Genomic DNA, 12,610 nt, shown 5'->3' on the forward strand with positions numbered 1-12,610 from the left:
CACCCTAGTCTGTTACCCTGATCACGGCATGGGGCCCAGCGGTTGTTTCGCTATAGAGCGTTTTGCCGCTGACATGGTCGAAAACCTCCAGCGTCATCTTGCGGCCATTGCCGCCTCCGGTCTGCGCCGCGACTTCAAAGTCTTTCATGAGGAAAACTTCAAGGGTAGAGCGGCCTGTCAGGTCATGAGCGGTATAATGGTTGCTCTCCGCACCGCTGCGAATGCTGATGCCGCCGTCGTTGCCGAGACAGATATAAACCTGCCCAAGGTTACAACTGAAGCGCGCCCGATAAGGGTGATTTTCCGCGATACGTTTGCGTTCGGCGAGGTCTGCGGCTTCTGCCTGCTGCGCACGTTCCTGTTGTTCCTTGTCGTATGCCTGTCGCCAGGCCGCCGCTTGTGTTGGTGACATATCAAACTGCAGCGGCTCGGTTTCAAGCACATGAATTTCGGACTCCGTCGGGGTTTCATCGTCCTGATTGACAAGAACAAACCGGTTCAGGCTCAAGGTACTTTCGGTGGCTGTAAAACCAGCAAGAAGAGTGGCCGCTTCAAGGTTTCCTTTTGTCTCACGCGCAATATCAAGCGGCACCTTAATATGACCCTCGCCCACAGGTACACCGTTACCGGTCTTGATATCGACTAAGAAGCGCTGGTTATCTGCGTCATACCGAATGTTATGGGCCTTGAACGCGCCGGTTGCCATGGCCACGCGGTCATCCAGGTCTGCCAGCAGCATGCGCTTTGTTTCATGGGCGCGCTCAGTTGCGTCTTCGTCATAGGCGGTTTTTAATGCCGTAACGCGCTCCTCATACCGCGCGGTGGTTTCAAACTCGCCCTTTTTCGGTGGCAGAAAGGTGTCCTCAACGGCGTCGTTCGCGCGTTTGATGTGCCAGTCGCTGATTGCCCACTTCATCAGGTCATTGAGCGTGGTGTCTGGCAGCACTTCAAAGGTTGAACGCATGGTGTTTTGATCGATGATGAAACCCTGTTGCGCACCGGAGAGCAGGGCGGCCATGACCTTGTTCTGAAAAACAGACATGGCGGCGTCGCGTTCCGTCTTGGCGTGTGCGGCGGCCTTGGCAGCCAATGCCTTGTCTTCCTCTTGAACGCGGGCGTCAGCGGCGGCGCGTGCCTCCCGTCGTGCCGCAAGAAATGCCCTGTCTTTCCGTTTGGCCATGGCAACTTCACTGCGTGACATGCTATGGCGCGCAGTCTCGCGCTCAGCGGTTTGCACAGCATGGTCAATGGCTTCAGCAATCAGTTGGTGTCGCGCCGGTGTCAGCTTGTCAAACTCAACGGCCTCAAACATGCCAATGCGGCTGTAGATGGCGAATATGCCTGTACATAGCTCGTTTTGTGTATTGCCGGGGTAATAGTTGGGTATGGCACTGAGCTTCGCCGCCAGCTGTTTTGAGATTGCGTCAAACCAGTCTGCAATTTCGGGTGCGTTCTTGCTCCCGCATTTTCTGTTTTCCACACAGGCCGGTGGGAGAATAGCGTCGCGCTCATATCGCTCGATATCAATGGTGGCTGACTTGCAGGCTTCCGGCACCGGAAAGGCTGCGTGCGATGCGGTGGACACCAAGGCCAAACAAAGAGGGATGGCCGCGAAAACTTGTCTGAAACGCATGTTTTTAAACTCCGAACTCATGATACGACAAACAAAAGTTATAGGTCTGTATCATGTTCCGGCAATGCCTTATTGGAAAAATTGCCCAATGCTCTCCAGCGCGCCCCGCACCTGTGCCGGGTTTTCGAATGTTCGCCGAAATGCCTCGAGCCGTTCCGAACGGGTCAGGCGATCAATTTTCCGATTATGAAGTTGAGGAGAGGTCGCCCCTTTGGGGTGAGCCTCAACCGGCTCGTGTCCGGCTCAAGGTGCCCGCTTGCTATCAGGTCCTGTTGTGCGTGGGTGCTCACCACATTCATGACCTTGCCGCCGAACCGGCTTTCAAGAGCCGCTGTTTCGATGCCGTCTGTCAGCCTTAACCCCATCATGATAGCTTCCACCATGCGGTCGCTCGCATCAATATGCTCCAGCTCCAGCGTGCCGTGGCCAAAACCTTCCACACGCTCAAGCCAGTCTTCCGGGCGTTTCACCTGGGCGTGGGCATAGGCGGCACCATGGCTGAGTGCCGGGATACGGCCGTGCGCGCCCGGGCCAATGCCAACATAATAGTCCCCGCGCCAATAGCTCAGGTTATGGCGGCTTTCCTCGCCCGGCCTTGCGTGGTTTGAGGTCTCGTAAGGCGGCAGGCCAGCGGCTGTGGTCAGGTCCGTGGTCAGGTCAAACAGCGCGGCGGCTTCGTCTTCATCCGGCAGGGTAAACTTGCCGCGGTGGAACTGGTGATAAAAGGCGGTGCCTTCTTCAATCGTCAGCTGATAAAGCGACAGGTGCGAGGTGGAAAAGGATAATGCTTCTGTTAACTCTGCGCGCCAGTCTTCAAGCGATTGATGAGGGCGGGCATAGATGAGGTCAAATGACACTCTATCAAAGTTGTCTTGCGCGACTTTAAGGGCCTTCAGGGCTTCTTCGGCGCTGTGCAGTCGCCCGAGAAACTTCAGCACATCATTATCAAGTGACTGGATACCAACGGAAATGCGGTTCACGCCAGCGTCTGCGTAAGCCTTGAAGCGGCCCGCTTCCACGCTTGAGGGGTTGGCCTCAAGCGTGACTTCAATATTGTCCGCAATATCATCCGGGCCCCAATGATGGCGGATACGCTCTATCACCGCGTGGGTGGTTTCCGGCTCCATCAGGCTTGGGGTGCCACCACCGAAAAAGATCGAGCTGGCTGTCAGGTGCGGGAAGCTGGATGCGAATGTATCGATCTCGCGCACCAGCGCGTCGCGCCAGCGCTTGTGGCTCACTTCATCGCGCACATGGCTGTTGAAATCACAATAGGGGCATTTTTTGAGGCAAAAAGGCCAGTGCACATAAATGGCAGCTGGCCCTTTATAGTCGCTCTCTTGTAGCGCTGGCGGCTCAATTGTTTTTAAAGCAGGCATCGATCAGTTGCTTGAAAGCGTGCGCGCGGTGGCTCATGGCGTGTTTGGCCTTGGGCTCCATTTCCGCGAAGGTGGTATCAAACCCGGTGGGGATGAAAATAGGGTCATAGCCAAAACCTTTTTCGCCGCGCATGGGCCAGGTAATGGTGCCAAACACCTTGCCTTCAAAACTTTCCATATGCCCGTCAGGCCAGGCGAGGGTGAGCGCGCAGGTAAAGTTGGCGGTCTTATCCGGGTTGTTGCCTACCTTCTCCGTCACGGTTTTCATCGCAACATTGAAGTCTTTTTCTTCACCGGCCCAGCGCGCGCTATAAATGCCCGGCTCACCGCCCAAGGCGCTAACCTCCAACCCGCTATCATCCGCGAGCGACGGCAGGTTTGATGCTTTGGCAGCTGCCAGCGCCTTGATCTCGGCGTTTGCGATAAAGGTCAGCCCGTCTTCAACAGGTTCGGGCAGGCCGAGGTCACCGGCCGAGATGGTCTCAACACCAAAGGGCGCCAGAAGCTCCCCAATCTCGCGCACCTTGCCCTTGTTATGGCTGGCGATCACCAGCTTGTTGCTGTCAAAAAGCCGGGACATGGGGCCTATTTCCCCAAGGCTTTGTTTTGCGCTGCTTTGATTTCATCGCAGCCGATGCGTGCGAGGCGCAAGAGACGGAGAAACTCTTCTTCAGAGAAAGGTTCTTCTTCCGCCGTGCCCTGAATTTCCACAATGCCGCCTTTGCCGGTCAATACAAAGTTGGCGTCTGTCTCTGCGGTGCTGTCTTCGTCATAATCCAGATCAAGCACCGGCGTGCCCTGATAGATACCGCAGGAGATTGCCGCGATGCTGTCGGTGAACGGCATTTCGTCGATATAACCTTCGCTGATCATCCATTCAAAACACTGGGAGAGCGCAACATAAGCACCAGAGATGGAGGCTGTGCGGGTGCCGCCGTCAGCCTGGATCACGTCACAGTCGATACGGATCTGTTTTTCACCAAGTTTGGTGAGGTCAACAACCGCGCGCATGGCCCGGCCGATCAGGCGCTGGATTTCCTGTGTGCGGCCGGATTGTTTGCCTTTGGCGGCTTCGCGCGCCATGCGCCCGTGGGTGGAACGCGGCAGCATGCCATATTCAGCCGTAACCCATCCCTTGCCTGTGTTCCTGAGCCAGGGCGGTGTCTGGTCCTCAAACGTTGCGGTTACCAGCACGTGGGTATCGCCAAATTTCACAAGGCAACTGCCTTCTGCATGTTTGGCAAAACCGGGTGTCATTTCGATAGTACGCATTTCGTCGCTTGAACGGCCGCTCGGTCGCATGAGGTATCCTTTTTCTAGGTCAACAGATGCCCGTTCTACTCCGCTCAAACCGCGAGGTCAAAGCCTTGCGGCGCAGAATTGGTGATGCGGCGGCGATTGCACACATAAATGCCACACATCACGCCACAGATACGCCGCATATTCGCGCGCACTTGTGCCCCACGCATGCCACACATGCGCCACACCTTGAGAGATTGACGTAGGGCACTGCCGTACCTACATTCACACCAGTGATTGGAGTTGTGCACTGTATGTCGCTTGCCGAATTGAATGAACGCTCAAAAGCGATTTTCCGCCAGATTGTCGAGACTTATCTCGAAACCGGCGATCCCGTAGGCTCGCGTACCATCAGCCGTACCGGCAGCCTTGGTGTTTCGCCCGCGACCATCCGCAACGTGATGGCGGACCTTGAGGATGTGGGCCTGCTTGCCGCACCCCATACCTCTGCGGGGCGGATCCCGACCGACATCGGCCTGCGTTTTTTTGTCGATGGTTTGATGGAAATTGGCAACCTCACCAAGTCGGAACGTGAGGCAATCCGCGGGAAATGCGCCACTACCGGCCGCGCGGTGGAGGATGTGCTTTCCGAGGCTACCCGCGCGCTTTCCGGTCTTTCGCGCTGTGCGTCTGTGGTGATGGTACCAAAGCAGGAGCTTTCGGTTCGTCATATCGAATTTGTGCCCATCGCGCCCGGCCGCGCCCTTGTTGTGCTGGTGGCGGAAGACGGCAGCGTTGAAAACCGCATCATTGATGTACCCATTGGTTTGCCTGCGTCTGCGCTTATTCAGGCGGGCAATTACCTGAGCGCGCGGCTTGTGGGCCGCTCGATCGATGATGTTGCAAATGCTGTGCATATGGAGTTGAGCGCCAAACAGGCGGAGCTGGATGCGCTGACCACCAAGGTGGTTGAGGATGGCCTTGCGGTCTGGACCGGGGGTGAAGCGCCGGCGTCGCTCATCATCTCAGGGCAGGGCAACTTGCTTGAAAGTGTGCAGGCGGCGGAAGATCTTGAGCGTATCCGCCAGCTTTTTGACGAGCTTGAGCGCAAAAAAGACTTGATCAAACTGATGGAGCTTGCCAAAGACGGGCGCGGTGTGCGCTTGTTTATCGGGGCAGAGAACAATTTATTTTCCCTTTCGGGTTCTTCTCTCGTTGTTTCTCCCTATATGAATGGCGCGAACAAAATTGTCGGCGTGATCGGTGTGATCGGCCCGACGAGACTGAATTACGCCCGCATCGTGCCCATGGTAGACTATACCGCGCGCGTTGTAGGCCGCCTCCTTTAAGGCGATTGAAGAGTAAACACGAGTAGGGCAGATATAATGAGCCAAGAGCAGACAAACGACATGCCAGAAGAAAACCCAGACGTGCCGGAAGAAGAGTTTGCTGAAGACGCTTTTGCAGGCCAGGAAGACGCGGGCGCTGATGAGGTGGCCAAACTTCAGGCTGAAGTGGCAGAGCTGAAAGACCGCCTGCTTCGCGCTGTGGCGGAGACGGAAAACGTGCGCCGCCGTGCTGAAAAAGACAAAGCGGATGCAAGCGCTTATGGTGTCACCAATTTCGCGCGCGATATGCTCAATATTTCGGATAACCTGCGCCGCGCGCTGGATAGCATGCCTGAAAAAGTGGCTGATGATCTCAAGGCCTTCATTGACGGCGTTGAGATGACAGAGCGTGAGCTTCTCAACATTCTTGAGCGCCACGGCATCAAGAAGGTGAACCCGGAAGTGGGTGAAGCTTTTGACCACAAGTTCCACCAGGCGATGTTTGAAGCACCAACAACCGAGCATGTACCCGGCAGCATCATGCAGGTGATAGCACCCGGTTATGTGATCAAGGACCGTTTGCTGCGCCCTGCCATGGTAGGTGTTGCCAAAGGCGAAGTGCAGAAAGTGGACACCGAAGTTTAACCACTTTCGCCGCTAGCGTTGAGGAAGCCCGGTTTTGCCGGGCTTTTTTTGTTTGGCCTGTCACGCGCACGTCATTAGTCTCTGCATCAATGCGGGCTCGTTCAATGAGCGTTTGTAGGGGATAAAGATGCTAAAGGCAGCCATTAAAACCACGCTTTTTTCTGCGGTATTATCCGCTAGTGCTTTTGCTGCGGATACCAGCTTCCTTGTGTTTGGGGACATGCCCTACAACAAGGAACAGTTCCAGCAGATGCAGGCTTTAAGCGTTGAGCTGAAGGCGCGGGATACGGCCCACAAGCTGCCGTTTGGCATTTTTTATGGCGACACCAAAGCGGGTGGCGAGCGCTGCACCAGGGAGCGCCTGACTGAGAACCGTGATCTTATCCTGGGCATGATCAATGCGCCGGTGTTTTTCACCCCGGGCGATAACGACTGGACAGACTGTGACCGTGGCGGTGATGACGAGCTGCATATTCTGGATAACGTGTTGCGGCCGCTGTATTTCTCAGGCGATATGCTGCCCGAGAACCGGTTTGAGGAAGCGGCCGCGTGGCAGGTTAACCGCCAACCTCGTTTTCCTGAAAATGTGCGCTGGCGCTACCATGACATCCAGTTTGGGGCACTTCATATCCTCGCGACAGGCAATGGCCGTGAAGAAATCAGCGTTGGTGATGTTGCCGAGAAGCTTGACCGGGTTGACGCGCGGGATGCTGCCAATCTGGAATGGCTCGCGGATATTTTCATTGCGGGTGGTGATGCCAAAGCCCTTGTGCTCGCGATCCATACAGATCCCACCAAAACCGATGACAGCCTGCCAAGCTGCAACGCCGATATCAGGCAGAACTGCCACCCCTATCGGGATTTTCTCGCGGCGCTTAAGGGCCACGCCCAAAACTACGGCAAGCCGGTGCTTCTGGTGCACGGCGATACCAACCCTTACTGTGTTCAGGAAGGCTATCTGGGGGCTCAGAATTTAACCCGCCTCAATGCATCAGGCGATTATCACCCCGGTATGACGGAGGTGCGCTTCGCGGCCCAAGCAGGCGCTTTCCGTTTCCATCACCTCGGGGAAGGTGACAGCTTCAAAGAAACCTGCCCACTGAAAGGCGAGTAGCTTCAAAACGCATAAATAGGCGTTGTTTATAGTCGTCTACGTCGATTGAGGTGAGGCCGAGTCGTTTAGAACAAATCGGGAACTTGATCTCATATATTGTAGTATGTAGAAAATTTATCCATATATATAGTATACTTATGTACATATAACACTTTGTCTTGACTCCGCGAGCAGCTCTCCGACAAACTTTATAGGATGAGTAAACAAAAGGCCGTTATGGGCGGCAACCCTTAACGGCCTGTGTTTGCGATCCGCAATATGATTGACGTCAGGAGCGGACTGCTGTGTAGATAAGGGAAATATTCCCGAAAACGGTATGAAGGTCAAGCCTGTCGTCTTTAATATCAAGGAGTCGAAGGCGATGGCCAAGACGCAGACTATTAGGTGCATCAATAAAGATGATCGTTTGAACCCCTATGAACGGATCATTTCGGTCGGAGGGGTAAATCCAGACAGTTCTCGCTGGAAAATAAGCCAGAAAAAAGCAATTTCGGGTATCAAATCTGGCGAGTGGGTTTACTATGTAGGCACTGGTAAAGACAGGGTGAGGGTTGTTGTTGCTCAAAGCCCTTATGGAAATGATTACATCAAAACCCAATCTGATGGTAAGGAGCCGAACAACTTGCTCAACCTACCTGAGTGTCCATAATTATCAGAAAATAACAAAGGCCGCCAAAACTGGCGGCCTTTTGTGTCGGGGGTTGGTTTCGCTTAAGCGACGGCTTTGCCGTTGATGGCTTTTTCCACCAGCTCGAGCGTTTCCTTGATGCCGTATAGGGCGATGAAACCGCCCATGCGTGGGCCCTGGCTTTGGCCCAGCAGCACTTCATAACAGGCGCCAAACCAGTCGCGCAGGTTATCAAACTGCGCGTCTTTACCGGCGGAATACACCTCGGTCATGATCACCTCGGCGTCGGTCTCGTTCGCGTCCAGATCCTCAAGGCGGCGCTTCAGGCTCTCAAACGCCGCACGTTCCTGCGGTTCCGCCAGGCGGTAGGATTTGTTCGGTTTTACAAAATCCTCATAATAGCGGATCGCATAGCCCATCAGCTTATCAAGCTCAGGGAAGGTTTCTGCCGTTGCGCCCTCTGCATAACGACCCACAAACCCCCACAGGGTTTCACGGTCTTCCGCATTGGCGGCGGAAACGAGGTTGAGCAGAAGCGCGAAGCTCACCGGCAGTTTGGCATCCGGCACTTCGCCGCCATGGATGTGCCATGCCGGGTTTTTATAGCGGTCCAGCGCTTCCTGTTCCTGATATTTGCCAACGAAGGTGTAATATTCATCAACCGCCTTGGGGATGACGTCAAAATACAGGCGCTTGGCTTTCTTTGGGCTCTGGAACATGTAAAGCGACAGGCTCTCGGGGCTCGCATAGGCCAGCCACTCTTCAATCGTCAGGCCATTGCCTTTGGATTTGGAGATTTTCTGCCCGTCCTGGTCAAGGAACAGTTCATAATTGAAGCCTTCAGGCGGTTGGCCGCCCAGAATGCGACGGATAATGCTGGAAAGCTTCACGCTTTCAATCAGGTCAGAGCCCGCCATTTCATAGTCAACGTCGAGCGCATCCCAGCGCATGGCCCAGTCAACCTTCCACTGGCATTTCACCCGGCCGCCGGTCACCAAGGTTTCCGTGCGCTTGCCGGATACATCCTCAAACGAGATGAGGCCCGCCTCCGGGTCTTCAATGCGCACAGGCACCTGTAGTACTTCACCAGTCTCGGGGCTGATCGGCAGGAAAGGTGAATAGGTCTGGCGGCGTTCTTCACCCAGCGTTGGCAGGATCACATTGATGATCTTGTCGTAGCGCTGGCAGATTTTCACCAGTGTCTCGTCAAACCGGCCGGATTTGTAGCAGTCCGTTGCCGAATAAAACTCATAAGTGAAGCCAAACTGGTCAAGGAAGGCTTGCAGGCGTGCGTTGTTGTGCGCGCCAAAGCTTGCGTGTGTGCCAAAAGGGTCCGGCACCACGGTTAGCGGCTTGCCAATGGCGGCTGCCAGCAATTCCTGGTTTGGTACGTTTGTTGGTACTTTCCTCAGGCCGTCCATATCATCCGAGAAACAGATCAGCTTGGTCGGGATGTCCGAGATTTCACGGAAGGCGCGCATCACCATGGTGGTGCGGGAAACCTCACCAAAGGTGCCGATGTGCGGCAGGCCAGAAGGCCCATAGCCGGTTTCAAACAGCACATACCCCTTTTCAGGTGCGCCCGATTTATACCGTTTGACCAGCTTCTCTGCTTCCTGGAATGGCCAAGCTTTGCTGGAGAGGGCGAGATCAATATTACCGGTCATAATCGGTTACCTTCATTTGGGGTTTTTAACGCGCGGAAGCTAGGGTCTGCGCGCAGTTCCGTCAAGATATACTGCTTTTCATTTCAGGCAACATATTCACCTGTTTTTCTGCGAACTGTGGCGATATGCTCCCGCCCATGGAAGACCTTGTTGTTAGTGCGGAAGCGAAAAGCATCATCCTTGAGCAACTACCCGTAGCGGTGGTTGGGGTCAGGCATGTGCAATTTTTGACGGAGGACGGGGCTTTTGAGGTCACCGGCCTTGATGAGGGCGCGGAACGTATCAGCCGCGCGCCGCACCTGTTGGTCAACCGGGTTATCGCTGCCCGGCGGCTGAGGCTTGGGCCTATCCGTGCGTTTGATGTGCTGGAGCTATACGCATTTGTCAGGCCCGCGCGTTACTGTTTGCCCACGGTTCAGGGGTTACGGGACGCCTTGCAGCTTGATATGCCACTCGACTCAGACGAAGACCGTTGCCTTTGTATCCGTGAAGTTGCCCTTCGCCTGATTGCGGATATGGAAGCCCAAACCTACCGTTACCGCGCAGGCGGCTCAAAAGTTGCGATGATGATGGCGCGGGCCGGGTGGCCGTGGGGGCCGCATGTTTTGCGCGCGATTGAAACCTACGCCGACCATAGCCGGGAAGACGGCATGGCCGTTTGGTCTGCGCTCTCTGACTGGGAGGATGCTGGCCCACCACCTCCGGCAGGCGATGAGGGGGTAGACGCGGAAGAGGCAAAAAGTCGTCTGGCTGAACTTTTGGGTGAAGGGTCTGAAAGCCGGGAAGGGCAGGTCAGATATTCAGCCGCCGCCGTGCATGCTTTTAAGCCCCGCGAGTTTGAAGAAGGGCCGAACCTCCAGCTTCTGGAGGCGGGCACAGGTACCGGTAAAACGCTTGGCTATATTGCGCCCGCAAGCCGCTGGGCTGAGAAGAACGACGGCGCTGTCTGGCTTTCAACTTACACCAAAAACCTGCAACGTCAGCTTGATCAGGAACTTTCAAAGCTTTACCCGGACCCGCGCATCAAAGCCAAACGTGCGGTTATTCGGAAGGGGCGGGAGAATTATGCCTGCCTGCTGAATATTGAAGAAACGCTGCGCGCAGTGATGATGCGGGCGCAAGCGGGGCCTGGAAGCCCGCCCAGGGGGAATACGCTTGGCGGGGAGCGGGACAGGCTCCTGATAGGTCTCGTGCTCAGGTGGGCGCGCTATACCCGTGACGGTGATATGATCGGCGGTGATTTCCCCAGCTGGCTTGGTGGCCACTTTGGCGTGGGCCGTATCGCGGGGCTGACGGACCGGCGCGGCGAATGCCTTTATTCGGCTTGTGCGCACTTCCGTAAATGTTTTGTCGAGAAAACGGCGCGTAAAGCCAAAAACGCAGACCTCGTGGTGGCAAACCACGCACTTGTTGTGGCGCAGGCCGCGACGCGCTTTGGCGACCCGGAGCTGCCCAAACGCATTGTGTTTGATGAAGGACACCATGTTTTTGAGGCGGCGGACAGCGCGTTTTCTGTCCGGCTTTCCGGGCTTGAAGGGGCGGAGCTCAGGCGTTGGCTCCGGGGCAAGGAGCAGGGCGGCAGCACGCGGGCACGCGGGCTCAAGTCGCGCGTTGAAGAGCTGGTTGTTGATGATATGGACGCCAAGCGTTTGCTTGAGGAAGTGCTTGAGGCTGCGACCATTCTGCCGTCTGACAACTGGCTTGGCCGGGTAACGGGTGCCGCCGCGATGACTCGGTTTGAAAGTTTTCTGATGCTGGTGCGGGCCCAAGTGATGGCACGGTCAGACGCACGCGGGCCCCACTCGCTTGAAGCAACAACAAATGACCCGATTGAAGGGCTGACAGATGCGGCGCACGCGCTGGCCGAAGCGCTCAAAAACCTCGCGCATCCGATGCAGGCGCTTTCGACCGCACTCCTGAGGCGGCTGGATGAAGACGCTGATGTGCTGGACACAAGCGCGCGAGGCAGGCTTGAGACCAGCGCGCGGTCCGTGAAGCAGCGCGCGGATATGGTCACCACTTGGGCTGCGATGGCCGAGGGGTTCGGCGGGCCGCTGCCGGAAGAGTTTGTTGAATGGCTTGAGGTTGACCGCTTTGACGGGCGCGACCGGGATATGGCGCTTTGCCGCCACTTCGTCGACCCCACCAAACCCTTTGCGGATATCGTGCTTGATCAGGCCCACGGTGTGGTGATTACGTCTGCCACGCTCAGGGACAAAGCGGCCGAGGAAAACGACTGGACTTCTGCCGACATGCGCACCGGCGCGCAGCACCTGCTTATTCCGCCAAAGCGGCTTTCGGTGCCGTCGCCCTTTGATTATGCCACAAAAACAAAGGTGCTGATTGTGGGGGATGTGAACAAACACGACCCCGGGCAGGTCGCTGCTGCTTACCGTTCGCTTTTTCTCGCGTCCGGTGGTGGCGCGCTTGGGCTTTTTACCGCGATCAGTCGGCTTCGGGTAACCTATGAGCATATTGTCGGCCCGCTCGAGGATATGGATATCCCGCTTTATGCCCAGCATGTGGACCCTGTGGACACGGCGACGCTTGTGGATATCTTCCGCGATGAAGCGCATGCCTGCCTTCTTGGTACCGATGCGGTCAGGGACGGGGTGGACGTGCCGGGGGAAAGCTTGCGGCTGATTGTTTTTGACCGGGTGCCGTGGCCGCGGCCCACGCTGCTGCACCGCGCCCGGCGTGCGGCTTTTGGTGGCAGGCATTATGATGAGATGCTGACCCGGCTCAAGCTCGCGCAAGCTTATGGCCGCCTTGTGCGCCGCGCGGATGATAAGGGCTTGTTCATCATGCTGGATGGACAGACACCAACACGCCTTCTTGATGCGATGCCGCCGGGGGTTGAGGTGGCACGGGTTGGGCTCGCGGAAGCAGTGCAGACAGTGTGTGAGTTTTTTCCGCAAAACGCTTGAGGGCATACCGCTTTAGCCCTAACGTATGGCCAGAGTTACGAGAGGAAAAA

The 12,610-nt window shown here is 56.2% G+C and carries 10 protein-coding genes and 1 pseudogene; 5 read left to right on the forward strand and 6 right to left on the reverse strand.

Translation table 11 applies throughout. The features are described from left to right. Positions 1-4 precede the first annotated feature (4 nt). The 5 genes and pseudogenes from ACOOGA_RS10105 to ACOOGA_RS10125 form a co-directional block, all read right to left on the reverse strand. Entirely contained in the window at positions 5-1,633 is a 1,629-nt protein-coding gene (locus ACOOGA_RS10105) for a hypothetical protein (RefSeq protein ID WP_417459426.1), read from the reverse strand. 164 nt (positions 1,634-1,797) lie between these two features. After that, positions 1,798-3,012: a radical SAM family heme chaperone HemW gene (hemW, locus tag ACOOGA_RS10110; RefSeq protein WP_417459427.1), complete on the reverse strand. Its 1,215-nt coding sequence runs from the start codon at positions 3,010-3,012 to the stop codon at positions 1,798-1,800. Further along, positions 2,990-3,517, reverse strand: a pseudogene (gene rdgB, locus ACOOGA_RS10115) (RdgB/HAM1 family non-canonical purine NTP pyrophosphatase); the annotation flags it as partial. The gene hemW and the pseudogene rdgB, both read right to left, overlap by 23 nt. Before the next feature lie 80 nt (positions 3,518-3,597). Beyond that, positions 3,598-4,314: a ribonuclease PH gene (gene rph / locus ACOOGA_RS10120; protein ID WP_417459428.1), complete on the reverse strand. Its 717-nt coding sequence runs from the start codon at positions 4,312-4,314 to the stop codon at positions 3,598-3,600. 44 nt (positions 4,315-4,358) lie between these two features. After that, a complete protein-coding gene (locus tag ACOOGA_RS10125) occupies positions 4,359-4,481 on the reverse strand; it encodes a hypothetical protein (protein WP_420428596.1) in 123 nt (40 codons plus the stop codon). An 84-nt stretch (positions 4,482-4,565) separates the two neighbouring features. Here ACOOGA_RS10125 and hrcA point away from each other — a divergent pair, with 84 nt between their 5' ends. From hrcA to ACOOGA_RS10145, 4 genes are all read left to right on the forward strand, one after another. Further along, the gene (hrcA, locus tag ACOOGA_RS10130; RefSeq protein ID WP_417459429.1) at positions 4,566-5,600 is read left to right on the forward strand and encodes a heat-inducible transcriptional repressor HrcA; all 1,035 of its coding nucleotides are present in this window, start codon (positions 4,566-4,568) and stop codon (positions 5,598-5,600) included. Positions 5,601-5,636: 36 nt separating this feature from the next. Further along, positions 5,637-6,224 carry a nucleotide exchange factor GrpE gene (gene grpE / locus ACOOGA_RS10135; protein ID WP_417459430.1) on the forward strand — a complete coding sequence of 196 codons (588 nt, stop codon included), beginning with the start codon at positions 5,637-5,639 and terminating at the stop codon, positions 6,222-6,224. Between the two features lie 127 nt (positions 6,225-6,351). After that, positions 6,352-7,338: a hypothetical protein gene (locus ACOOGA_RS10140; protein WP_417459431.1), complete on the forward strand. Its 987-nt coding sequence runs from the start codon at positions 6,352-6,354 to the stop codon at positions 7,336-7,338. Between the two features lie 361 nt (positions 7,339-7,699). Next, entirely contained in the window at positions 7,700-7,987 is a 288-nt protein-coding gene (locus ACOOGA_RS10145) for a DUF3892 domain-containing protein (protein WP_417459432.1), read from the forward strand. A gap of 62 nt (positions 7,988-8,049) precedes the next feature. Here the strand turns inward: ACOOGA_RS10145 and ACOOGA_RS10150 are convergent, their stop codons facing one another. Further along, the gene (locus ACOOGA_RS10150) at positions 8,050-9,633 is read right to left on the reverse strand and encodes a lysine--tRNA ligase (RefSeq protein ID WP_417459433.1); all 1,584 of its coding nucleotides are present in this window, start codon (positions 9,631-9,633) and stop codon (positions 8,050-8,052) included. 137 nt (positions 9,634-9,770) lie between these two features. Between ACOOGA_RS10150 and ACOOGA_RS10155 the strand changes: the two genes are divergently transcribed. Further along, entirely contained in the window at positions 9,771-12,560 is a 2,790-nt protein-coding gene (locus tag ACOOGA_RS10155; RefSeq protein WP_417459434.1) for an ATP-dependent DNA helicase, read from the forward strand. Positions 12,561-12,610 lie beyond the last annotated feature (50 nt).

The organism is Kordiimonas sp. (assembly GCF_965216265.1).
Taxonomy (GTDB): Bacteria; Pseudomonadota; Alphaproteobacteria; order Sphingomonadales; family Kordiimonadaceae; genus Kordiimonas.

Excerpts from the sequence above, each read along its gene's own strand:
- ACOOGA_RS10105 (WP_417459426.1), bottom strand. The coding sequence starts at position 1,633 with ATGCGTTTCAGACAAGTTTTCGCGGCCATCCCTCTTTGTTTGGCCTTG.
- hemW (WP_417459427.1), bottom strand. The coding sequence starts at position 3,012 with ATGCCTGCTTTAAAAACAATTGAGCCGCCAGCGCTACAAGAGAGCGAC.
- rph (WP_417459428.1), bottom strand. The coding sequence starts at position 4,314 with ATGCGACCGAGCGGCCGTTCAAGCGACGAAATGCGTACTATCGAAATG.
- ACOOGA_RS10125 (WP_420428596.1), bottom strand. The coding sequence starts at position 4,481 with ATGCGTGGGGCACAAGTGCGCGCGAATATGCGGCGTATCTGTGGCGTG.
- hrcA (WP_417459429.1), top strand. The coding sequence starts at position 4,566 with ATGTCGCTTGCCGAATTGAATGAACGCTCAAAAGCGATTTTCCGCCAG.
- grpE (WP_417459430.1), top strand. The coding sequence starts at position 5,637 with ATGAGCCAAGAGCAGACAAACGACATGCCAGAAGAAAACCCAGACGTG.
- ACOOGA_RS10140 (WP_417459431.1), top strand. The coding sequence starts at position 6,352 with ATGCTAAAGGCAGCCATTAAAACCACGCTTTTTTCTGCGGTATTATCC.
- ACOOGA_RS10145 (WP_417459432.1), top strand. The coding sequence starts at position 7,700 with ATGGCCAAGACGCAGACTATTAGGTGCATCAATAAAGATGATCGTTTG.
- ACOOGA_RS10150 (WP_417459433.1), bottom strand. The coding sequence starts at position 9,633 with ATGACCGGTAATATTGATCTCGCCCTCTCCAGCAAAGCTTGGCCATTC.
- ACOOGA_RS10155 (WP_417459434.1), top strand. The coding sequence starts at position 9,771 with ATGGAAGACCTTGTTGTTAGTGCGGAAGCGAAAAGCATCATCCTTGAG.